General features: G+C 68.8%; 25 protein-coding genes. 13 read left to right on the plus strand and 12 right to left on the minus strand.

The window, feature by feature from the left end:
- Positions 1–5: 5 nt before the first annotated feature.
- Positions 6–1835, minus strand: a complete 1830-nt coding sequence (locus WDJ57_RS09950) for a ribosome biogenesis/translation initiation ATPase RLI (protein WP_338906001.1) — start codon at positions 1833–1835, stop codon at positions 6–8.
- Position 1836: 1 nt separating this feature from the next.
- Positions 1837–2139, minus strand: a complete 303-nt coding sequence (locus tag WDJ57_RS09955; protein ID WP_338906002.1) for a hypothetical protein — start codon at positions 2137–2139, stop codon at positions 1837–1839.
- 109 nt (positions 2140–2248) lie between these two features.
- Here WDJ57_RS09955 and WDJ57_RS09960 point away from each other — a divergent pair, with 109 nt between their 5' ends.
- The 3 genes from WDJ57_RS09960 to WDJ57_RS09970 all read left to right on the plus strand — a co-directional run bounded on the left by WDJ57_RS09960 (position 2249) and on the right by WDJ57_RS09970 (position 3480).
- Positions 2249–2755: a hypothetical protein gene (locus tag WDJ57_RS09960; RefSeq protein ID WP_338906003.1), complete on the plus strand. Its 507-nt coding sequence runs from the start codon at positions 2249–2251 to the stop codon at positions 2753–2755.
- A 61-nt stretch (positions 2756–2816) separates the two neighbouring features.
- On the plus strand, positions 2817–3086 hold the full coding sequence (locus tag WDJ57_RS09965; RefSeq protein WP_338906004.1) for a helix-turn-helix domain-containing protein: 270 nt from the start codon (positions 2817–2819) through the stop codon (positions 3084–3086).
- A gap of 7 nt (positions 3087–3093) precedes the next feature.
- Entirely contained in the window at positions 3094–3480 is a 387-nt protein-coding gene (locus WDJ57_RS09970) for a hypothetical protein (protein ID WP_338906005.1), read from the plus strand.
- A gap of 47 nt (positions 3481–3527) precedes the next feature.
- Here the strand turns inward: WDJ57_RS09970 and WDJ57_RS09975 are convergent, their stop codons facing one another.
- The gene (locus tag WDJ57_RS09975) at positions 3528–3941 is read right to left on the minus strand and encodes a hypothetical protein (protein WP_338906006.1); all 414 of its coding nucleotides are present in this window, start codon (positions 3939–3941) and stop codon (positions 3528–3530) included.
- A gap of 290 nt (positions 3942–4231) precedes the next feature.
- Complete coding sequence (locus WDJ57_RS09980) at positions 4232–6124, minus strand: PINc/VapC family ATPase (RefSeq protein ID WP_338906007.1); 1893 nt, start codon at positions 6122–6124, stop codon at positions 4232–4234.
- 304 nt (positions 6125–6428) lie between these two features.
- Here WDJ57_RS09980 and WDJ57_RS09985 point away from each other — a divergent pair, with 304 nt between their 5' ends.
- The gene (locus WDJ57_RS09985; RefSeq protein WP_338906008.1) at positions 6429–7034 is read left to right on the plus strand and encodes a GTP-binding protein; all 606 of its coding nucleotides are present in this window, start codon (positions 6429–6431) and stop codon (positions 7032–7034) included.
- 129 nt (positions 7035–7163) lie between these two features.
- Entirely contained in the window at positions 7164–8234 is a 1071-nt protein-coding gene (locus WDJ57_RS09990; RefSeq protein WP_338906010.1) for a M20 family metallopeptidase, read from the plus strand.
- Between the two features lie 299 nt (positions 8235–8533).
- Here the strand turns inward: WDJ57_RS09990 and WDJ57_RS09995 are convergent, their stop codons facing one another.
- From WDJ57_RS09995 to WDJ57_RS10010, 4 genes are all read right to left on the minus strand, one after another.
- Entirely contained in the window at positions 8534–9568 is a 1035-nt protein-coding gene (locus WDJ57_RS09995) for a metal ABC transporter permease (RefSeq protein WP_338906012.1), read from the minus strand.
- On the minus strand, positions 9568–10305 hold the full coding sequence (locus WDJ57_RS10000) for a metal ABC transporter ATP-binding protein (protein ID WP_338906014.1): 738 nt from the start codon (positions 10303–10305) through the stop codon (positions 9568–9570). Before WDJ57_RS10000 ends, WDJ57_RS09995 begins: the two co-directional genes overlap by 1 nt.
- Positions 10305–11330 carry a metal ABC transporter substrate-binding protein gene (locus WDJ57_RS10005; protein ID WP_338906015.1) on the minus strand — a complete coding sequence of 342 codons (1026 nt, stop codon included), beginning with the start codon at positions 11328–11330 and terminating at the stop codon, positions 10305–10307. Before WDJ57_RS10005 ends, WDJ57_RS10000 begins: the two co-directional genes overlap by 1 nt.
- Before the next feature lie 171 nt (positions 11331–11501).
- Entirely contained in the window at positions 11502–12026 is a 525-nt protein-coding gene (locus tag WDJ57_RS10010) for a GNAT family N-acetyltransferase (RefSeq protein ID WP_338906017.1), read from the minus strand.
- 97 nt (positions 12027–12123) lie between these two features.
- Here WDJ57_RS10010 and WDJ57_RS10015 point away from each other — a divergent pair, with 97 nt between their 5' ends.
- From WDJ57_RS10015 to WDJ57_RS10025, 3 genes are all read left to right on the plus strand, one after another.
- Positions 12124–13629 (plus strand): carboxypeptidase M32, encoded by a 1506-nt coding sequence (locus WDJ57_RS10015; RefSeq protein ID WP_338906019.1) that lies wholly within the window; start codon positions 12124–12126, stop codon positions 13627–13629.
- 115 nt (positions 13630–13744) lie between these two features.
- Positions 13745–14719: a methyl-accepting chemotaxis protein gene (locus WDJ57_RS10020; protein ID WP_338906021.1), complete on the plus strand. Its 975-nt coding sequence runs from the start codon at positions 13745–13747 to the stop codon at positions 14717–14719.
- A gap of 155 nt (positions 14720–14874) precedes the next feature.
- A complete protein-coding gene (locus tag WDJ57_RS10025; RefSeq protein ID WP_338906023.1) occupies positions 14875–15246 on the plus strand; it encodes a DUF5658 family protein in 372 nt (123 codons plus the stop codon).
- On the opposite strand, the gene WDJ57_RS10030 is transcribed toward WDJ57_RS10025, so the two are convergent.
- Positions 15247–16158: an ABC transporter substrate-binding protein gene (locus WDJ57_RS10030; RefSeq protein ID WP_338906025.1), complete on the minus strand. Its 912-nt coding sequence runs from the start codon at positions 16156–16158 to the stop codon at positions 15247–15249.
- A gap of 205 nt (positions 16159–16363) precedes the next feature.
- On the opposite strand from WDJ57_RS10030, the gene WDJ57_RS10035 reads away from it, so the two are divergent.
- Together WDJ57_RS10035 and WDJ57_RS10040 are read left to right on the plus strand one after the other, a co-directional pair.
- On the plus strand, positions 16364–16885 hold the full coding sequence (locus WDJ57_RS10035; protein ID WP_338906027.1) for a hypothetical protein: 522 nt from the start codon (positions 16364–16366) through the stop codon (positions 16883–16885).
- 101 nt (positions 16886–16986) lie between these two features.
- A complete protein-coding gene (locus tag WDJ57_RS10040; RefSeq protein ID WP_338906285.1) occupies positions 16987–17301 on the plus strand; it encodes a YbjQ family protein in 315 nt (104 codons plus the stop codon).
- A 15-nt stretch (positions 17302–17316) separates the two neighbouring features.
- On the opposite strand, the gene WDJ57_RS10045 is transcribed toward WDJ57_RS10040, so the two are convergent.
- Both WDJ57_RS10045 and WDJ57_RS10050 read right to left on the minus strand, forming a co-directional pair.
- Positions 17317–18120, minus strand: coding sequence for a DUF3179 domain-containing (seleno)protein (locus WDJ57_RS10045; RefSeq protein ID WP_338906028.1), 804 nt, complete (start codon positions 18118–18120; stop codon positions 17317–17319).
- Between the two features lie 96 nt (positions 18121–18216).
- Positions 18217–18855: a rubrerythrin family protein gene (locus tag WDJ57_RS10050; protein WP_338906029.1), complete on the minus strand. Its 639-nt coding sequence runs from the start codon at positions 18853–18855 to the stop codon at positions 18217–18219.
- Positions 18856–18938: 83 nt separating this feature from the next.
- On the opposite strand from WDJ57_RS10050, the gene WDJ57_RS10055 reads away from it, so the two are divergent.
- A complete protein-coding gene (locus WDJ57_RS10055) occupies positions 18939–20120 on the plus strand; it encodes an MBL fold metallo-hydrolase (RefSeq protein ID WP_338906030.1) in 1182 nt (393 codons plus the stop codon).
- A gap of 6 nt (positions 20121–20126) precedes the next feature.
- Here the strand turns inward: WDJ57_RS10055 and WDJ57_RS10060 are convergent, their stop codons facing one another.
- Positions 20127–20420 carry a DUF6432 family protein gene (locus WDJ57_RS10060; protein ID WP_338906032.1) on the minus strand — a complete coding sequence of 98 codons (294 nt, stop codon included), beginning with the start codon at positions 20418–20420 and terminating at the stop codon, positions 20127–20129.
- A 172-nt stretch (positions 20421–20592) separates the two neighbouring features.
- Here WDJ57_RS10060 and WDJ57_RS10065 point away from each other — a divergent pair, with 172 nt between their 5' ends.
- Together WDJ57_RS10065 and WDJ57_RS10070 are read left to right on the plus strand one after the other, a co-directional pair.
- A complete protein-coding gene (locus WDJ57_RS10065; protein ID WP_338906034.1) occupies positions 20593–21369 on the plus strand; it encodes a DUF7093 family protein in 777 nt (258 codons plus the stop codon).
- A 109-nt stretch (positions 21370–21478) separates the two neighbouring features.
- Positions 21479–21871 (plus strand): DUF5611 family protein, encoded by a 393-nt coding sequence (locus WDJ57_RS10070; RefSeq protein ID WP_338906036.1) that lies wholly within the window; start codon positions 21479–21481, stop codon positions 21869–21871.
- Positions 21872–21888: the final 17 nt, after the last annotated feature.

Here is a 21888-nt window from a genome sequence, read left to right on the forward strand (position 1 = left end):
CCGTCTCAGGGCGCGTAGTAGTACTCGCCCGCGTTCTTCTGCTTGCGGTCGAGTTGGCTGTCGGGCTTGTTGATGCGCGGGCGGGAGGTCCGCTCGTCGCGGCGGAACGTGATGTCCAGGTTCGAGAGGAACTCGTTCATCCCCTCGCGCATGCCCTGCGGGGGAGCGGTGTGGCCGTGTCGGGCCGGTTCGCCGTCGAAGACCAGCAGGCGGTCGGCCAGCAGGTCTATCATGTAGATGTCGTGGTCGATGACCAGCGCCGTCGCGTCGTGGTTCTCGGCATAGCGCCGGATGGCGCTCGTGGCGAGCACGCGCTGCTCGACGTCCAGGTGCGCCGACGGCTCGTCAAGCAGGTAGAGGTCGGCGTCCTCGGAGAGGCAGGCCGCGATGGCGACGCGCTGGCGCTCCCCGCCGGAGAGGTCGGTGAGTTGCTGCTCCATGATGCGCTCCAGTTGCAGCGGCTGGGCGATTTCGGTGTTCCAGTACGAGGAGCCGAAGTCGTCCGTGATGGAGGAGAGGAAGGCGTCGACGCGCATCGGCTGGTCGATTTCGATGTACTGGGGCTTGTAGGCGATGTCGAGGCGCGCGTCGACCTCGCCCTCGTCGGGTTCGAGCCGGCCCGCGAGCAGTTTGGCGAACGTCGACTTCCCGATACCGTTCGGGCCGACGACGCCCAGCACCTCGCTCTCGCGGATGGTGCCAGCTTCGACTTCGAGCGAGAACTCGCCGTCGCCGTAGCTCTTGGTGAGGTCGGGGTACTCGATTGCGACGTCGCCGGTGGAGATGGAGCGGGGCGCGTGCTCCTCGAACTCGATTTCCGTCTGGCGGATACGCATGTTCTCGTTCTCCAGGTAGCCCGAGAGGTACTCGTTGATACCGCCCTTGACGGATTTCGGGTCCGTGATGACGCCGAAGGCGCCCGACTCACCGTAGGCGACGTGGATGGCGTCGGCCAGCAGGTCGAGGATGGCCAGGTCGTGTTCTACGACGAGCATCGAGCGGTCCTCCGTCTCGGCGAGTTCGCGGATGAGTCGCGCGGCGGTCATCCGCTGGCCGATGTCCAGGTAGGGCGTAATCTCGTCGAGGAAGTAGAAGTCCGCGTCGCGGGCGAGCGTGGCCGCGAGCGCGACGCGCTGGAGTTCGCCGCCGGAGAGGGTGTCGATGTGCTGGTCGACGACTGGTGCGATGCCCAGGCGCTCGACCAGCGAGTCGAGCACGTCGCGCTCGTCGGTCTGTTCGAGCAACTGGCGCGTGGGGCCGTCGAACTGGTCGGGAATCTTGTCGACGTACTGCGGTTTGCGCGCGACGGTGACGTCGCCGTCGCGCATCGCTTCGAGGTAGTCCTGCAGGGCCGTCCCGCGGTAGGCCTCCAGAATCTCCTCCCAGTCGGGCTCCCTGTTGACCTCGCCGAGGTTCGGCGCGAGTTCGTCTGCGAGGATGCGCACGGCCGTGGTCTTCCCGATGCCGTTCGGGCCGAGGATGCCCGTCACGCGGCCCTCCTGTGGCGCGGGCAGGCCGTAGAGGGCGAAGGCGTTCTCGCCGTAGCGGTGGACCGGGTCCTCGGTCAGTTCCTGCGGGAGGTTGATGATCTGGATGGCGTCGAAGGGGCACTTCTCGACGCAGATGCCGCAGGTCTCGCCCAGGCAGATTTCCTCGGAAATCCACACCTGGTCGGGCGAGCCCTGGTAGGGTTCGTCCTCCTCGTAGACCTCGCCGCGCTCGACGATGCACTCCTTGCCGGTCCGGTTGGGCGGACAGAAGTTGGCGCACTCGTAGCTACAGCGGTCGGGTTGACAGCGGTCCAGGTCGACGACCGCGATGCTGTCGTCGGCCATCTTACTGGAATGCGCCCACGGTCAGGAGGATACCCCACGTCATGAACCACATGACGAACGTCATGAAGACGACGTAGAGGTAGTCCTTCTTCGAGAAGTCTTCGACGTCGACACCGAGCGCGTTCAGTATCGGCAGCTGGACGAGCACCGCCGCCCCGAGCGCCGACAGTCCGTAGATGTCGTCGGGCCCGGTGGTGATGAGCGCCGCCGCCAGCCCCGCGACCATCCCGAGGACGGTCGCGACGGTGGTGACGGTCACCCCCCGGAGGTGCGGGCTCAGGCCGGTTCCCGTGTCTGTTGCCATACTCCCAAGTGGACGGTGCGTCCTCAAAAGGAGTTCGTTCGCGCCTGCGACTTCGTCACACACCCCGCCCGCCGACCGATTTATGCGGCGGGCGACCATCCCCGAGGCCATGAGCGACGACGCGGACCAGCCATCGCGCGCCCCCTTCGTCTTCCTGGCGGGGCTGGTTCTCTTTCTCGCGTCGCTGGCCGCCTTCGTCGCGGACCTCGTGACCGGCCACGACGTCCTCCGGAGCCTCGCCGCCAACGCCGTCGGCGTCGCCGTCCTCGTGACCTGGGCGGCCTACGACACCCTCGTGGACCCGACCTCGAACGTGGACACCCGCGGCGGCGCGGCCGGCACCGGCGTCCTGCTCTGTGGCGTCTACCTCGTTCTCGCGGCGGTCGTGGTGGGCGTCACGAGCGTCGTCCACGGCCGCCTCGAACTCGCCATGTGGGCAGGCGGCCTCGGCCTCGTCTTCGTCGTCCTGGGGTTCGTCGCGTTCCCCAGCGAGGCCGTCGTCGAGGACGAGGCGTCCGAGGCCGAAAGTGGCACCAGCGAGTCCGACGGGAGCGAAGCCGCCGGAGACCGGGAGACAGAAGGGCCGTCCGCCGAGACGTCGCGCGAGGAGCCGTGAATCTGACGGACCGACCCAATCCCTCAATCTTTATACAGCCGGCATCCCTCACAAGGAACCGATGACAGAATCCGACGGGGAGGGTATCGCCGACCTTCCGCCGAGCGCCAAGCTCGTCTACAAGGTTCTCGAATACAACGGGCCGCTGACCCAGAAGGGAATCGTCGAGGAGTCGATGCTCTCGGCCCGAACCGTCCGGTACGCGCTCGAACGGCTCGACGAGGTAGGCGTCATCGAGGAGGACGTCTACTTCGCCGACGCGCGCCAGAACCTCTACGAAATCGTCGCGGACCACGACGAAGAGGAACCGGAAGCCGCAGTCTCCGACTGACTTTCTGATGCACGTCCAGGGCGTCGTCGAGTACCGCGACGGCCAGTCCTGGCTGGGCGGCACCGACCTGCCGCACCTCCCGCCCGACGCCTGTCCGCCCGTCTTCGGCGTGCCGGAAGAATCGACCGGAAGCGCCGACCCGACCGCCGCCGACCGCGGCGTCCCCGACGGCAGCGACCTGCTGGACCGCCGGTACTTCAAGGACGCGGCGTCGGTCTACGGCGATACCGGCCCCTGGCGACACGCCTTCGGCGAGTCCTGGGTCCGCGCCGACGAACTGCCGGCGGCGGTCCGCGAGGACGACCGCTGGGCGGACGTGCTGGCGACAGTCGCCGAGTACGAACGGGAGTACGGCGCGGCGAACGTCCGGCTGGTCGTCTGGTTCGAGAACTAGGTCGCCAGGTCGGTACACCAGTTCGACGTGGCTATCTCGGGGGACGCTTACGTCTCCCGCAGGTCGAGAGTCAGCGCGCCGTCCGTGCCGGCAGTGACCCAGAGGGTGTCCTCGAGGGAGTCGACCGAGACGGTGTCGGTCACCTCGTCGCCGCCCTGCCGACTGGCCGTGACGGTGTACTCACCGGTCGTCTCCCAGACGCCGTCGAAGGGGGCGGCGCTGGCGTCGTCGACGACCGGTGACTCGGAGAGACGCAGGTTCTCGCCCCGCCGGACGGTGACGGTGACGGTCACGGTTCCCTCGCCGCTCCGGTTGCGGACGAGGACGTCGTCCATCCGGCGGGGAGCCGCGAAGCTCTCGCAACCGGCCAGGGTAGCAACCGACAGCGAGGCGGCACCACCGAGGAAGCGACGGCGCGAAACGAGGTCGGACGACTGGTCGCGCGGAGAGCACTGTCGCATAGCGCCTCGGGCTACGACCGGGCCGCCAATATAAACAGGATTGCTGTTGCAGAGTCTGCAACTGCGCGTCGTGGAAGCGGCGCCCGGTCAGGACGGAACGACGGTGATCGTCTTCCCGTGGTCGATGGCCCCCTCCAGTTTCTCGACGCCACTTTTTGCTCCCTCGGGTTTCCTCGTTCGCTTCGCCGAGACGCTCCCGTTGGTCGCGTCTCGCGCTCACTGCGGGAACCACTCGGTCGCAAAAACGTGGGGAAAAACGGCTGCTGGCTCGCTGCACTCGCCAGCAGGTCCTACGACGGAACGACGGTGATCGTCCGCCCGTGGTCGATGGCCCCCTCCAGTTCCTCCGCGATGGCGCTCCCCCGCGAGACCTGAATTTCGCCGCCGCGGGAGACGGTAGCGGTGAACAGGTAGTCGCCGTCGGCCTGGACCTCCACGGTATCGCCGGCGTGGCCCTCCAGCGGGATGATGACGTGCCGGCTCGTTATCTCCGGGACGACGCTCTTGCCCTGCATCCCGGTGCCGCCGGACCCGCCGCCACCGCCGCCGGTCTGGGTCTTGCCCTCCGGCCGCTCCGCGAAGGTGCGCACGTCGATGTCGATGCCGAGGCGGTTCTCGATGTCGGAGATGCGGCCGCCGCCCTTGCCGATGACGCCGGAGATGTCCCGCTCCTCGACCCAGACGACCGCCGTGTCGGGGCTGCGCAGTTCGACCTCGACGTGACCCTGCGCGACCGAGCGGATTTCGCGCTCAATCTCCTGTTTGGCGATGCGGTCGACGCCGCTCTCGGAGCCGGGACCCTCCTCCTCGCCGATGGGGACGGTGACGACCTGACGGTTGAAGGTGTAGATTTCGTAGGCCGGCTGACCGGTCTCGAAGTCCGTGACCATGATGACCGGCCGCGCGAGGTCCTCCTCCATCAGGCCCTCGGGGACCTTGACCTCGGTGTGGACGTCGTAGACGGTGTCGACCATGCCGTCCTCGATGTAGACGACGGTGTCGACGACTTGCGGGATGAGCCCCAGTTCGACGCGGCCGATGAGCCGCTGGAGCGCGTCGATGCCGCGGGTCGCGTGGACGACGCCGACCATGCCGACGCCGGCCAGCCGCATGTCCGCGAACACCTCGAAGTCGTCGGTCTTGCGCACCTCGTCGTAGATGGTGTAGTCCGGCCGGACCATCAGAAGCGAGTCGGCGGTCTTCGCCATCTCGCCGGCGAGTGCGGTGTACTGGGTGATGTTCGGCCCGACCTGCAGGTCGCGGGGTTTCTCCATCGTCTTCACGGCGTAGTCCGAATCCGCGAGGAACTCCGCGACGGCCTGGGCGAACGTCGACTTGCCAGCGCCGGGCGACCCGGAGATGAGGACGCCGCGCTGGCGCTCCAGCAGGCGGTCCCGGAGTTCGTCGGCGTGCTCGTAGTCGTCGAGTTCGGTCTTGACGATGGGCCGGACGGCCGTAATCTCCAGCCCGTCGGCGAAGGGTGGCTGGGCGATGGCGATGCGGAAGGTGCGGAACTGGACGATGGTCATGCCGGGTTCGTCAAGTTCGACGAAGCCGTCCGGACTCGCCCGCGCGCCCTCCTCGATGTCGGCGATGTACTCGCGGAGTTCGCCCTCGGTGAGTGCCGCGTCGCCGATGGTCTGGTAGTGCATCTCGCCGATGGAGCCGCGTTTCGCCATCGGGCGGACGCCGGTCTTGAGGTGGACGCTCATCGTCTCGTCGTCGAAGAACTCCTCGATTGCGAGGTGGTCGACGTCCCGGCCGCGGGGTTCGACCTCGATGACGTCGATGCCCTTCGCGCGGGCGACTTCGGCCTGCACGTCGTCGCTGGTCAGAAGCGTCGCGCCGCGGTCGGCGGCGATGTCGCGGATGAGCGCGTCGATTTCGCCCTCGCCGGCGTCGCGTTTCTCGATGGCGTCGGGGCGGCGGCCGACGTACTCCACGTCGACGACGCCGTCTTCCTCCAGCGCGACGAGGCGCTGGAGCTCTTCGAGGCCTTCCCAGCCGGTCTGTCGGCCGTCGTTGGCCTGTGCTTCGAGTTCCCCGACGACTGCCTCGGGAATGACGATGGTCCCACCGGCGAACCCCTCCCCGACCGCTTCGGATGCGGGGTCCGCGTCGGCTTCGACCTGCTCGGACACGCGGCCGTCGATGACCACGCTCGTGTCCGGTACGATTTCCATACGGAGACAAGGCCACGTTCACGGATAAGCGCCCTGATGCGGACGCTCCGACCGGCGCACGCGACGGCAGAGAGAACCCGGGCGGGGACGGCCTCGCCGGTGCCGTCTCTCCGGCCGGGCGTGCGCGAGCAGCGCCGGGCGAGCAGTCGTGCTACCGCGAGGAGGACTTGGCAAATTTTAGCTCAGACACACTTGGTTAACCGCCACAAACGCAATAGCGTCGTAGAATGGTAAAAATCCCACAGTGTCCTGCTTTTTTGCCCTGTTCGTCAAAATCGAGTTCGAGTTTCGGCGACGCGACGGCATGACCGAGCGGAGCGAGCCGCTCACGGTCGCCGTCTGCGGGCCGGTCGGCTCCGGGAAGACGGCGCTCGTCGCGGAGGTCGTCCCCCGGTTGCACGCGGCGGGGCTGACCGTCGGCGTCGTCACCACCGACGTGACCAACAGCGAGGACGCAACAGCCCTCCGGGACGCGCTCGACGGACTCGTCCCGTCCGACCTGGTGGTGGGCGTCGTCGGCGACCCCGCACCGGAGACGCTCCACAGCGACCACCTCCGGGCCTTCCTCCGGAGCAACCCGGACCTCGACAGGGTACTCGTCGAGAGCGGCGGCGACACCACCAGCGGGACCGCACCCGACGTCGTCGACTACTCGCTTTTCGTCATCTCGGCCGCCGAGGGCGACGACATCCCGCGCAAGCGCGGGCCTGCCGTCGTCGGCTGTGACCTGCTCGTCGTCAACAAGACCGACCTGGCCGAGCACGTCGGCGCGAACCTCGACACCATCGAGCGGGACGCACGCACGGTCCGCGACGGCCCCTTCGTCTTCACCAACTGCAAGACCGGCGAGGGCGTCGACGCCGTCGTCGACCACATCGAGAAGGCCGCGCTCCTCGCCTCGTCGACGTAGTTTCCTAAAGCGACTATCGGTTTACGGCCGCGAGACGGCAGCCGCGGGTCGCGACGGCGGAACTCGCCGACGGGGACGGCACCGACCGCCGTCGCTGGCTAGAAATCCCCCCGCGCACAACTGTGCGCCATGAGCGTTCGCGACCTCACCCGCGACCTCGTAGCGATTCCGAGCCACGAGGACGAGACGGCGGCCGGCGACCGAATCGAGACCTGGCTGCGCGAGCACACCGACGCCGCCGTCGAGCGCGACGACCACGGCAACGTCCTCGCCCGGCGCAACGAGGGGGCACCCACCTCGCTGGCGCTGGTCGGCCACCACGACGTCGTGCCGCCGGACGAGTCCCAGACCGACGGCGGGGAGTACGTCCTCGACGAGCGCGACGGCCGCCTCTACGGCCGCGGCAGCGCCGACATGAAGGGGGCTGTCGCCGCCGCGATGACCGCTTTCCGGGACGCAGAGCCCGACTGCGAACTCGTCTTCGCCTCCTTCGTCGGCGAGGAGCAGGGCGGCGTCGGCGCGCGGGCGGCCATCGAGGAGGGATTCGCTCCAGACTACGCCATCGTCGGCGAGGGGACGACCGGTTATTCTGCCGAGGGCGTCACCGACGTCGCCGTCGCCCACAAGGGCCGGCGGGGGTCGACCATCCGCGCCAGCGGGACCGCCGCCCACGCCAGCGAGGTCGAGCGCGGCGAGAACGCCATCTACCGCGCCAGCGACGCCATCGACGTGGTGCGCGACCTGGCGTTCCCGGCGACGGCGGTGCTGGGCCACGAGGTCCGGGGGAGCGTCGCCGTCACCGAAATCGAGGGCGGCAGCGCCTGGAACGTCATCCCCGAGCACTGTACGGTGACCGTCGACGAGCGGACGGTCCCCGGCGAGCGCGCCCCGCTGGAGCGCGTCGAGGATATCGCGGGCGTCACCTGGGAAGTCGACCAGGACCTGCCGCCGATGGCCTGCGACGACGCCGACTTCGCTGACCTCGTACGCGACGCCGCGGGAGACGCGCAGGACGGCGACCCCGAACAGGTCGTCAAGCCACACGCGACGGACGCTGGCTGGCTCGCGGACGCGGGCACGACGTGTCTCGTCTGCGGTGCGGCCGAACCCGGCGAGGCCCACACCGCCTCGGAGAGCGTCTCCTACGCCGTCGTCGAGCGGTGTGCGGACATCTACCAGTCCGTCGCAGACCGATTCTGAGCGGACTGTGCGGTTCGGCGTTTAGACGGCTTTTCGCGGCCGATTTCGACGGTCCAGCGTCGCTGTTTCCGAGCCAGAAGCTCTGAGAGTGTGCCCCGTCGTATATCGTATGTCGTGATATCAAATGGGGAGCGGCCCGCGCCAGCGCACGTCGTCCGGTCTGGGAGTGAGTCGTCGGGAGCGGCGTTCTGCGCACGGGTCGGTCGGCCAGGACGGCGCAGGGCACTCGAACCGCCGTCGCGCTGGCACGCGGGATTCCAGGCAGAGTCTCGTCGAGTATCGCGACCCGGTGTCGACACTCAGTCGCGTTCGTCGCCGCCGTCCGGCGTCGCGGTGGTCCCCGCGTCGGCCGTCGGCGTCCCCTGTTCGCGGCGGGAGAGCCGACGGCGGGCGCGAACGCCGAGCAGGACGGCCGCGTAGACGCCGATAGCCGCGAGGACGATGGTCCCGCCTGCGGCGACGTCGTAGACGTACGAAAGCGTCACACCAAGGAGCGTGGCGAGAAGCCCGGCACAGACTGCTGCCAGAATCGACTGCTTGAACCCGCGGACGGCGGTGGCCGCGGCGACCGGAATCACGAGCATCGCCGCGACGAGGATGACGCCCATTATCTGCATCGCGCCGACGACGACCACGGCGGTCAGCACCGCGAGGAGCTGATTGTACCGGGTGACGTCGAGTCCGGCGGCGCGGGCCCCGAGTTCGTCGAAGGTCACGTAGACGAGCGGCCGGTAGGCGACGGCGACCCCGACGGTGACGACGGCGCTCAGTCCCAGCAGCAATGCCGCGTTGGCTCTGGAGACCGTCGCGAGGGAGCCAAAGAGGTAGGCGTTGATGCCGACGGCGATGCCCCCGTCCGTCGCGGTGACGAGAACGCTCCCGACGGCAAACGACCCCGTCAGAACGATCGCCAGCGAGGTGTCCCGATACGCGCCGGCGTAGTCGACGAGCGTCTGCACCAGCAACGCGGCCACGGCAGCGACGAGCAGTGCCGTCAACAGCGGCGGCACCGTGAACGCGAACACGCTGTTGACGAACAGGCCCGCGGCGACGCCGGCGAACGCCGAGTGTGCGAGGGTGTCGCCGATCATCGCCATCTCCCGGTGGACGAGAAAACTCCCGACGAGCGGTCCGATGATCGCAATACAGACCGCCGCGAGATAGGCCCGCTGCATGAACGGAAATCCGAGCATGTCCACGCCGGTCAGGTCGGCCAGCACGTCGAGGCCCGCCCCCCACACGTCGTCGAGGAGGAACGAGACGAGACGGTCGACAGGGCCACCGACGGCGAGTGCAGGGGCGGTGCCCAGTTCGAGTGCGGAGGTGTGCGTCATCAGTGTTCGTGGTGGATGATGGATTGGGAGTCGCCGTAGGCCTCCGCGAGCGCGTCGGTCTCGACGAAGGTCTCGGGGTCACCGTGGAAGAACAGTTCCCGGTTGAGGCAGGCGATTTCCGTGGCGTGTGTCGTGACGATGCCGATGTCGTGTTCGATGAGGACGACAGTGATGCCGTCCTCGTTCAACTCGTGGAGCAGGCCGTAGAACGCTTCGCGGGAGTCGGCGTCGACGCCGACCGTCGGCTCGTCGAGTGCGAGGAGGTCGGCGTCCGCCGCGAGCGCACGGGCGATGAAGACCCGCTGGCGCTGCCCGCCCGAGAGCCGGGCGACGCGCCGGTCGGCGATGTCGGCGATGCCGACGCGGTCCAGGGCGGCGTCGATGGCGTCGCGGTCGTCGCTCGTGAACCGGCCCAGCAGTTTGTGCGGATACCGGCCCATCCGAACCGCCTCGCGCACGGTCATCGGCATCTCCCCGTCGGTGGTCGCCACGTCCTGTGGGACGAACCCGACGCGCTCGCGTTGCGTGGACGTGTGGGCGGGGTCGCCGAACAGCGTCACAGTGCCGCTGTCGGGCCGGCGAAGCCCGACCATCAGGTGGAGCAGCGTCGTCTTCCCGGAGCCGTTCGGGCCGACGAGCCCCAGAAACTCGCCTTCGGCGACGTCGAGCGAGACCCCCTCGACGACCGGGCGCTCGGTGTACGCGAAGGTCACGTCGCGAACCTCGACGACGGCCATTATTCGTCGAGTGCCCGCTCGAGGGTCGGAACGTTGACGTTCTCCATGACTTCGACGTACCCCCAGTCATCGTCGGCCCACTCGTCGGTCAGCCCCGGCATCGCGGTCAGCGGGAGCACGGCCTCGGCGTCGGTCTCCGCGACGAGTTGCGTGGCGGCCTGCTGGGACTCCAGCGGGTCCGCGCAGATGTACTGCAGGTCGTGGGCCCGGATTATCTCCTGTGCGTGCTCGATGTCCCGGGTCGTCGGACGGTCGTCCGGCGAGACGTTCGTGAGCGCTTCGACCTCGACGCCGTAGCGGTCGCCGAAGTACTGGAAGGAGTCGTGCCCGGCGACGAGGAGCGGCCGGTCGGACGCCGCGCCGACCGTCGACTCGATGGTCTCGTGCAGGTCGTCCAGCCGACCCCGCACGGTCTCGGCGTTCCGGGCGTACGTCTCTGCGTTGTCGCTGTCGACGGTGGCGAGTCCCGCTCGAACGTTCCCCACCGCCTCTTTCACCCGGAGCGGGTCCAACCAGAAGTGCGGGTCCATCCCGCGTCCGTGTTCTTCACCGTCGTGCGTCCCCTCCTGGTGGTCCTCGTCGTGACTGTCTTCGGCGTGGCTGTCGTGCGCGTCGTGGTCGTCGTGTGCCCCGCCGGGTTCGAGCAGCGAGAGTCCCCTGCTCACGTCGACGGTGGTCACGTTCGACCCGTCGGCTTCGAGGTCGCCTCTGATGTCGTCGACCCAGGGCTGGAATCCCGCCATCCCGTGGACGAGCAGGTCTGCGTCGTGGATGTCCGCACGCACCCGCGGTCCCGGCTCCCAGCCGTGACCGTGCTGGCCGACGGGGACGAGCAGGTTCGCCTCCGCCGCGTCACCGGCGACCTGCGCGGTGATGTCGCCGAACACGAAAAACGAACTCACTGCAGTCTTGCGGCCGGGTTCCGAACCGGGGCTGTCCGACGCGTCACCGGTGCAACCCGCGAGGAGGCCCGTTCCGGCCGTCGCGAGCGCCGCAGATAACAGCCGTCGTCTGCTGAGGTTCATCGTATTATTAACATTGTAGCTGATTATATTAATCTTAGCTTTTTTCACACCGTCAGATAATAACTGGGGTGCGCCTCATCGGTCCTGGAACTCCCGAATGGACGTACGGCTTCGGGTCGAGCAGAACCGCCGACGTGAAACTGGACGTGTGCCTGAAAATCGAGGAGAGGGCTACCGCTCGAACTCGTCGGCGAGCAGGCCGTAGCGGTGGACGTCGACGTACTCGCCGTCTGCGACCGCTTCCTTGCGGAGGAGCCCCTCCTGGGAGTACCCGACCTTCTCGAGGACGCGCTGTGACGCGTCGTTGGTCGCGTAGGCGTGGGCGTACAGCTTGTGGAGGCCGCGCTCGGCGAAGGCGTCGGCGGTCAGCGTCGCCAGCGCGTCCGTCGCGTAGCCGTTGCCCCACTCCGCGGGGGCTATCATGTAGCCGATTTCGGCGGTGTCCCAGACGTCGTTGACGTCGTTGTAGCCGACCGTCCCGACGGGCTCGCCGTCGACGCAGACGAGCAGGTTGGCACCCTGCTCCGTCGCGGACTCGATGAACTCCAGTTCCTGCGCGCGGTTCGTCGGCCCGTTCTGGAACAGGCGGGTGCGCACCCGCGGGTCGTTCACGAGTCGCTGGCAGAACTCGGCGTCCTCCTCTTCGATAGTTCGGAGCGTGACGGTCTCACCGTCGCGGTATCGGGGACCTGGCATAGTACGGTGATACCCGCCGCTGCACTTGAAAGTCACCGAGGTGTGGTATCGAGGAACAAGGCCAGCGATTTTACCGTTCGGGGTCCAACGGCAGGGCATGGCGACGGAACCTGAAACCGCTGACGCGCCCGACACCTACGACGAGTTTCTCGACCACGTGAAGCGGATGACCTACGTCGGCGACGCCGCCGGCGTGCTGAACTGGGACCAGCAGGTGATGATGCCCGACGCGGGGACGCCCGCCCGCGCGAAGCAGACCTCGGTCCTCTCGACGCTGCGGCACGAACTGCTGACCGACGACGACCTGAGCGACTGGCTGGACGAACTGGAGGAAGCAGACCTCGACGACGAACGGGCGGCCGTCGTCCGCGAGGTCCGCCGCGAGCACGAGCGGGCCGTCCGCGTCCCCGAAGACCTGGTCGAACGCATCTCCGAGACCACCTCGAACGCCCTGCCGGTCTGGGAACAGGCCAAGGAGGAGGACGACTTCGGAGCCTTCGAGGACACCCTGGAAGAACTGGTCGAACTCCAGCGGGAGTACGCCGCGGAGATCGACCCCGACCGCGACCCCTACGAGGTGCTCTTCGAGGAGTACGAACCCTACCTCGGCATCGACACGGCCGAGCGAGTGCTGGAGCGACTCGCGGAGGAACTCCCGCCGCTCATCGAGGCCGTCGGCGACAGCGACGTGACGCTGGCCAGTCCGTTCGAGGGGACCTACGACGAGAGCGACCAGGAGGAACTGGTCCGGGCGGCCCTGGACACGCTGGGTTACGACTGGGAGCGCGGCCGTCTGGACACGTCCTCGCACCCGTTCTCGACGGGCACGCAGTTCGACGCCCGCGTGACGACGCGGTTCAAGCCCGGCGACCCGATGGACGCGCTCGGGTCGACCATCCACGAGTTCGGCCACGCCACCTACACGCTGGGGCTGCCCCAGGAGGACTACGGGACGCCGCTGGGGTCGAACCGCGACCTCTCGGTCCACGAGTCCCAGTCCCGCCTCTGGGAGAACCACGTCGGCCGCTCGAAGCCGTTCTGGGACCTCTTTACCCCGACCGTCTCGGACCACCTCGACGTCGACACGTCGCCGCGGGCGCTGTACGAGGCCGCCAACGAGGTGTACGACGACAACCTCATCCGGGTCGAAGCGGACGAACTCACCTACCACATGCACATCCTGGTCCGGTTCGAGATCGAGCGGGACCTGATTCGCGGCGACCTGGAAGTCAGCGAGGTGCCACAAGTCTGGAACGACAAGTACGAGGAGTACCTGGGCGTGCGCCCGGAGACCGACGCGGAGGGCTGCCTGCAGGACATCCACTGGACCCATGGCATGTTCGGGTACTTCCCGACGTACACGCTCGGGTCGGTCATGGCCGCCCAGCTCGACGCCGCGGTCCGCGAGGACCTGGACCTCGATTCCCAGATTCGAGCGGGCGAGTTCGACCCGCTGCGTGACTGGCTGGGCGAGCACGTCCACCAGCACGGGGCCCACTACACGACGCCGGACCTGGTCGAGGAGGCCACCGGCGAGGCGTTCACGGCCGACTACTTCCTCGACTACGTCGACGAGAAGTACGGCGGCCTCTACGACCTGTAGGCTGCCACCGACCCTCGAATTCGGCCGCCTCGCTGTTCTTCAGTCGACAATTCCGGCACACCAAACTAAGTAGGTCCTGTTCACTTTTCCCTGGCTTCGCAAGGTGGATGCAGAGATGGCATCCGAGAACCTGGGGAGCGTCGGCGGGAACATCGACGAGGACGTCGACGTCGACATCGACGACGAAGTCGAGGAGAACATCGACCGGAACGCGGGCTACGACCACGAGGCCGCCAGCGAGATACAGAGCTCCATCGCGAGACTGGAGAACTCCTCGGTAGAAATCGCCGAGCGCATCGACACGGTCCGCGAGGAGGCCGCCGAGCAGCACGAGGCGGTCACCGAGGTCGCCACGGAGGTCTCGAACCTCTCGGCCTCCGTCGAGGAAATCGCCTCCTCCTCCGAGGAGGTCTCCGCGGCCGGCCAGAAGGCCCGCGACCTGGCCGAGGAGGGCCAGTCCTCCGCCGGCGAGGTCGGCCAGGCGATGCAGGAGATACAGGCTGCGGCCGACGAGGTGGCCGAGGACGTTCGGACCATCCAGGAGAGTATGCAGGAGATAGACGAAATCGTCGAGGTCATCAACGACATCGCCGACCAGACGAACATGCTGGCGCTGAACGCCTCCATCGAGGCGGCGCGGGCGGGAGAGGCGGGTGAGGGCTTCGCCGTCGTCGCCGACGAGGTGAAGTCACTCGCCGAGGAGTCCCAGACCCACGCCAGCGAAATCGAGCAGATGGTCACCGAGATTCAGGGCGACACCGAAAGCGCCGTCGACAGCCTCGACCGCAACAACGAGCGCATCGACCACGGCATCGAGTCCGTCGAGGAGGCCATGGAGATTCTGGAGGACATCCACGGCGCGGTCGCGGAGGTCTCCGACGGCATCGCGGAGGTCGCCAGCGCCACCGACCAGCAGGCCGCCTCCACCGAGGAGGTCGCCAGCATGATAGACCAGACGGTTACCTCCGCCGAGCAAATCGCCCGGGAGACCGAGGAAATCGTCGAGGAGGCCACCGCCCAGACCGACCAGATAACCGACATCAACGCGGCCGTCGACGACCTGGTGGCGGACCTGCAACGGAACAACTGACCCCCGGCGTCGCGGTCGACTCCCCCGGAGGCCTGGGTGACCCCGGGCGAGCGAGCGCCGTGACAGCTGAGTATCACGACTGAGAACCGGGTGGGGAGCTTTTTGTCGGGAGACGTGCCAGCAGTCGTACGAACGGGAGGAGAGTGAGGGCCGAAATGTCGACAGGTGAAATCGGCGGACGCGTCGCGGCGCTTGAGGGACACGTCCCCGGCTACACCGGGTTCGTCTACGCGCTGGTGGCCGTGTGGGGGCTGGGCGATTTGCTCTCGACGTACGTCGCGGTCGCGGCCGTCGGCGACGCGGCGATGGAGGCCAATCCCTGGATTCGGGTGCTGCTGGAGACGGAGCCGCTGCTGGTGCTGGCGCTGAAGGCGGCGGTGGTGCTGTACGCCGGCGTGGTCCTGCTGGAGTGTCGGCCGGTCGTCGAGTGCGTCCCCGGCTGGCGGCTCTGGTTCGGCGGGGTCGTCGCCGCCGGCTGGCTGGTCGTCGTCAACAACCTCGCCATCGGGTTCGCCGCGCTGGTCTGACTACGGGAGTTCGAGGGTCGCCAGCGGCTGCACCGCGTCCGGCGGCGGCGCGTCGAAGCGGTCCGGGTGGAGGATGCCCGCGAGAAATTCCAGCGTGTCCACCAGCCGCGGCCCCGGCCGGTTGACGTAGTGGTGGCCGTCCATCACGTACACGTCGTCGTTGCGGACGGCGGTCAACTCGTCCCAGCCCTCGCGGTCGGTGAGGTCGGCGACGTTCTCGACGGTCTGGTCGATGTCGAACCCGCAGGGCGCGAGGACGAGCACGTCCGGGTCGTACTCCAGGATCTCCGTCCACTCGCGCGGTCGCGAGCGCGCGCCGCGCTCGGCGAGGTCGTAGCGGCCGCCGGCGAGGTCGACGATGCCGGGCATCCAGTGGCCGGCGACCATCACGGGGTCGAGCCAGTCCAGCACCGCGACGGTGGGGCGGTCGGCACCCGCTGCCTGGCGCTCGACGGCGTCGATGCGACCCTCCAGTTCCGCGACGAGTTCGCGGGCCCGCTCCGAGCGGCCGAGCGCGTCGCCGATGCGCTCGACGTCGGCGAGCACGTCGGCGAGGCTGTGGGGGTCCGTCGTCAGTACGGCCGCGTCGATGCCGATGGCGTCGATGGCCTCCCGGACGCGCACCTCGTCAACCGCACAGACGTCGCAGATGCCCTGCGAGACGACGAGGTCCGGGTCGAGGTCGGCCAGGAGGTCGCGGTCTATCTCGTAGACGCCGCCGGACTCCTCAGCGTCTGCTACCTGCCGGTTTATCTCCCGGCTGGCGGCCGTCGGGTCGACCCGCGAGCGGTTGACCGCCGGCTTCTCGTTGGCCGCGGGGGGGTAGTCACACTCGTGGGAGACGCCGACTGGCTCGACGCCGAGCGCGTAGACTATCTCCGTCGCCGAGGGGAGCAGCGAGACGACGTCCATACACGCCCGTTGGGCCCCAATCACCTAAACGTTCAGCGGCGCGGTCGGCCGTCTCGTTTCACGGACATTGATACCGCGGGGGGACGAACCGTCGAGGCGTGCCCGTCCCCCGTCCCGCGACCGCCCGCCCGCTCGCCGGCGAGTGCGCCCGGACCGCCGGGACGCCGAGAGGCCGCGTCTGGCGGACAGCCCCCCGGAGGCCCCCGTGGCGCTAGAGATCATCGAGGCGGTGGTCGAAGCGGCGACCGGTCCGGTCGGCCTCGTCGTCATCTTCGTCTACTCCGTTCTGGTGGCGTTCGTGTTGCCGCTGCCCGGCGAACTCGTCCTCCTGCCCGCACCGCAACTGGCGCTGGGGCTGCCGCCGGCCGCCGGCATCGCTCTCGTCGTCGTGGTGAGCGCCGTCGGGAAAGCCATCGGGAGCGTCTGGGCGCTCCGCATCGGGCGAAGCGCGGTGCAGGCGCGACCGTCGCGGTGGCTGCTCCGGCGGGTGGTGCCCGGCTACGAGCGACGCGGAACGGGACCGCTGGGGCGGTTCGTCCGCCGGTACGAGTACGTCGGGCTGGCCGCCGTGCTCGCGGTGCCGCTGATGCCCGACACCGCAGTCGTCTACGCGTTCAGCGCGCTCGACGCCGACGAGCGCCGCTTCGCGGTCGCTGCCTTCGTGGGAACCGTCGCCCGGCTTCTCATCACGCTCGCGCTGGCGGCCGGGGTGCTCGCGACGCTCTGAGAGTCCGTGATAGCACTTCTCAGTACTGCTTTAAGCTGTCAGCGAACCTCTCTATTACTATGTCTACGGACGTACACACCACAGAGACAGTCGCAACCGAGATGCCGATCAGCACTGGCGACGCGGTTCCGGGCCGGGAAATCGTCGAGACGCTCGGCATCGCCCGCGGGAACACCGTCAGGGCGCGCAACGTCGGCCGCGACATCACGCAGGGCCTGCGAAACCTCGCCGGCGGCGAACTGAAGGCGTACTCGACGCTGCTGTCGGCCGCCCGCGACGAAGCGCTGGAACGGATGCAGGACGACGCTGCGGAGATGGGGGCCGACGCCGTCGTCACCGTGCGCATGGAGACCTCCCAGATTACAAACGGCGGCAGCGAGGTCATCGCCTACGGGACCGCCGTCCGACTCGACTAGCCCCGTCGTCGCGCTCTATCCGTCCGCCACCGTCCCGCCCCTGACCGTCCCAGAGTGCGGGGGCGGGAGCAGGACCGCCGTGTCGGGGTGGTCGCGTCGCCACTCCTCCCAGGTCGCCACCGTCGAGGGCACGATGTCGAGCGTCCGACGCGCCATCGGCCCGCAGATTGCTTTCGCCAGAATCTGGCTCCAGTAGCTGCCGCTCACGTCGTCGACCAGGACGACGTTGCCGCTGTGGCGCAGCGGGGCCTCGCCGCCGCGCCGTCGTGCCCCGAAGGTCCGCCCCTCCCGCTCGGCGACGGCCTCCTGCAACTGCGGTGCCGCCCAGAGCAGTCCGGTGGCGTCGAACGTCGCCACCGTCCCGTCGAGCCTCCGGTCGGCGACCATGCCGCTCCGGCAGAGCGGGCAGTACGTGACCAGGACCGGTCGCCCGGCCAGGCGGTCGTTGACGGCCTCGTGGTACCACAGCACCGACAGCGGGTACGCGCGGGCAGTCCCGCCGTCGGCCAGTCCGATGACCGTCGCGTCGGGGGCGAGTCCGGGCCCGTCGCCGAGTCGATACCGCGCGTCGACGGCGTGTGCCCGCCACCCGCCGGCCGTCGCCGGGTCGGTGATGACGTCGATGCCCGGGTTCTCCTTCCGTTCCTCCTCGCAGATGTCGGGCGGGAATCCGAGCCGACCCAGCGGTCCCTCCAGCCGGCGCGGCGTTGCGGTGTCCCCGTTCCCGGCGACGGTCTCCCGACGCGTCGCTGCCGGTGCGAGACACCCGGCGAGGCCGCCCGCAGCGGCCAGTGACGCGAGGAACCGCCGTCGCTCCATAGCACTGACTACGCCGGGCGAGGGCTTGAGAACGTCGCGCGGTGACGGCCGGGACACACAGCCGGCGTCGACGGGTGTACCCGCCCGTGGCCGGCCTCAGCAGATCGGTTTCGGGTCGAACCCCATCGCGTCGAGTCGGCTGGCGTAGTCGTCGTAGGCCGCGTCGACGGTCCCCGTGACGGCCGTCGCCGCCCGGTCCCAGTCAGCGTCGTCCTCGCAGACGGCGTCGAGCGCGTCCTGGCCGGCGGCCAGCACGTCGTCCGTCGCCCCGCGGAGGTCCCGGAACAGGTCCGCCCGGGCCGTGTCGGCCTCGTTGACGAAGAAGCTCACCGACTGGAGAAAGAGGCGGTCGAGGACCAGCGGCAGGGCGACGGCGGCAGTCGCGACCCGCTCGACGTCGCCGTCGGCCTCCAGCGTCAGGAAGGGCACGTCGACGGCGGCGATGTCGGCCGTACTCACCTCGTCGTCGAGTTCGGCCACCACCCGGTCGCGCGCGTCGCCGAGCGTCTCCGCCGCCGTCTGGAGCACGTCGGCGGCAGCGTCGGCAGTGGCGGCGTCGCTCCACGACGCGACCGTCTCGCTGGCCTCTGCCAGCACCGCCGCCGCGGTCACCAGCACCGCGTCTGTCTCCAGGCGCGCCTCCGTCGCCGCCAGCAGCGCCTTCTCCGAGCCGAGCCTGTCCAGTTCCGTCTGACCGTCCTCGCGGACGCGGTCGAGCAGGGCAGCACCGTCCATACTGCACCGTTTGCGTGCCATCCTCTTATACCGGGTGGCACCCGCCCGCCCGATTTATCCACCTCACCCCCGTACGGTGAGCCATGAGCGAGGACAGCTATCCGGACCCGCCGACGGACGTGCCGGCAGTCGACCCCGCGACGCTCCAGTCGTGGCTCGACGCGGGCGAGCCGGTCCGGCTGCTCGACGTCCGCGACCGGGACGAACTCGACCAGTGGCGCATCGAGGGCGACTCGGTCACGGCCACGCACATCCCCTACGCGAAGTTCATGGCGGCCAAAGTCAGGGACACCGTCGCCGACCTGGGTGCCGACGTCGACGGCGACGGGCCCATGACCGTCGTCTGCGGCCGCGGCGAGGCCAGCGACTTCGTCGCCGGCCTGCTGACGGAGGCGGGGTTCGACGCCCGGAACCTCGCCGGCGGGATGGACGCCTGGGGACAGCTCTACCAGGCCACCGAACTGTCGACCGACGGCGCGACCGTCGTCCAGTACCGCCGCCCCTCCAGCGGTTGCCTGGCCTACATGGTCGTCGACGGCGACGAAGCGGTCGTCGTCGACCCGCTGGCGGCCTTCACTGACCGCTACGTCGCCGACGCCGAGGAGCGCGGTGCGGAGGTCGTCGCAGTCGTGGACACGCACGTCCACGCCGACCACGTCAGCGGCCTGCGCGCGCTCTCGGAGGCGACGGGCGCACGGCGCGTCCTCCCCGAGGCGGCCGTCGAGCGCGGCGTCACCTTCGACGCGGAGACGATCGCCGACGGCGACGAGATTCCGGTCGGCGGGACGGCCATCCAGGTCCGCGCGCTCCCGGGGCACACCACCGGCATGGCAGGGCTGGTCGTCGGGGGCGTGTTGCTCTCCGGCGACTCGCTGTTCCTCGACAGCGTCGCCCGCCCGGACCTCCAGGACGGGACCGACATCGAGAGCCTCGCGCGGGACCTGTACGCCTCGCTGACCGAGCGACTGGCGGACCTGCCCGACGGGACCGTACTGGCTCCGGGCCACTACGACGACGGCGACGAGCGCGCGGGCGACGGGAGCTACACCGCGTTGCTGGGCGACGTGCGCGAACGCGTCGGCGTCTTCGGGATGGACGAGCAGCGGTTCGTCGACCGCGTGACGGGCGAACTGCCGCCGCAACCGGCCAACGCCGAGCGTATCGTTCCCATCAATCTCGGGCAGGAGACGGTCGAGGACGACGAGGCGCTGGAACTGGAACTCGGGCCGAACAACTGCGCGGCGGGGCCGGTCGAGGCGGACTGAGGCGGGTCAGAACGGGAGGCGACGGCGGAGTTCGTCGAGCAGTCCCGGTTCCTCGTTCTCGTCGACGGGACCCACGACGGACTCGTCGGGTAGGATGACGGTGCGGCCGTTCTCCTGTTCGGCCTCGATGAGGTCGTCCTCCTTGAGGTCGGCCAGTGCCCCTTCGAGCGTGTCGATGTCTGCGTCGACGTGTGACCGGAGTTCGAAGACGGTCATTCCATCCTGGCTCCGGTCGGCCAGGGCGTCGAGTATCGCAACTTCGGTGGTGTCACGGTCGCGATACTCCGGCTTCGCTCGCATGTGAGATAGTAAGGCGTGGCGGTGACTTATAAGGACCGGCGCGAACGCGCGACGAGAGCGCGAGTACCGGCCGGCCAGCGGGAGGCCCCGTGCGAGCGCTGCGGCCGGTCAGTGGTACGTGACGTTGGAACAAGCAGTAGTCTTATGTGCCGCAGGCGGCCAGTCTGTGGCAATGAGTTTCAAGTGTTCGGTGTTCGGCCACCGCTTCGGCGACCCGGAGGTCGAACGGGAGCGCGAGGAGCAGGGCAGCGAGGTCGTCATCACCATCACGGAGACGGAGACCTGCAAGCGCTGCGGGGAGCGACGCGTCGTCTCCGAGAACAAGGAGGTGACGACGCTGGAGACGCCCTCGGACATCGTCGGCGACGACCTCCACGAGGACGATGACGGGGACGCGGACGACGATGACGGGGGCGTGGACGACGACGCGGGCGAGCAGGAACCGGTCGAGTCGGCACCGACGGCCGCCGCGCCGGAGACGACCGACGACGCGGAGGTCATCGACGAGGCCGAGGACGACGGGGCGGAGGTCCCACCGTCGACAGCCGACGCCGACGGCGAGACAGTCGACTCGGCGGAGTCGGGGACTGCGGACCCGACGGCCTGGCCCCAGGAGGACGACCCAGAGCCCGCGGAGGACGACGCGGTCATCTTGGACGAGGATGGCGACGAAGCGGACGACGACGGCCGCGCCCCCGGCGAGTGGCCCGACGAGGACGACGACGGCGACGACGACTGGGCGCCGAGCACCGACCCGGACCTCCAGGCGGTCGAGGACGAACAGCCCGACGTCGAGCCGACGAGCACGGCGGTGACGGTGCCCGAAGGCGAGTTCTACTGTCCGGAGTGCGAGTTCACCACGGCGGTCGAGGCGTCGTCGCTGCGGGAGGGTGACTTCTGCCCGGAGTGTCACCGCGGGTCGCTGACCCACCGGGCGGCCGAGGACTGACCGGACGGAGCGAACGGACACACACCGCGGCCACGGGGCCGCTGGCGGCGTCGCTTTTGAGCACAGCAGGCACGAAAAACGTAAGACGACGCCTCGCAAATGGCCGTCCATGCGTGAATACAAGATGCGTCGGGGCGAGCACCTGGAGGACCGCGTCGACGACATGGAAGCGTTCATCGAGGACTACTTCGGACCGATAACAGCCACTGAGGAGTACAAAAACGGCGAACTCCACGTCGTGGAGGAACCCGACAACCCGGTCTTCCAGCGCGTCGTCGCCGGCACCGTCGAGTACAGCGGCAAGAAGAACAAACTCGCGCTGGACATCGTGGAGCGCCCCGCCGAGGAGGTCATCGCCGAGGGGCACGTCGACGCCGCCGAGGACGCCGTCAACGCCAAGAACGACTTCCTGGAGGAGGCCACCGGCCGCGACGCGAAGGCCCGCCGCGACTCGATGAAACGCGACGTCGAGGACGACGCCGAAGCCCCCGACAACGTCTGACCCCGTTTTCCCGTTTC

This window comes from Salinibaculum sp. SYNS191 (assembly GCF_037338445.1).
In the GTDB taxonomy this organism is placed as follows: Archaea; Halobacteriota; Halobacteria; order Halobacteriales; family Haloarculaceae; genus Salinibaculum; species Salinibaculum marinum.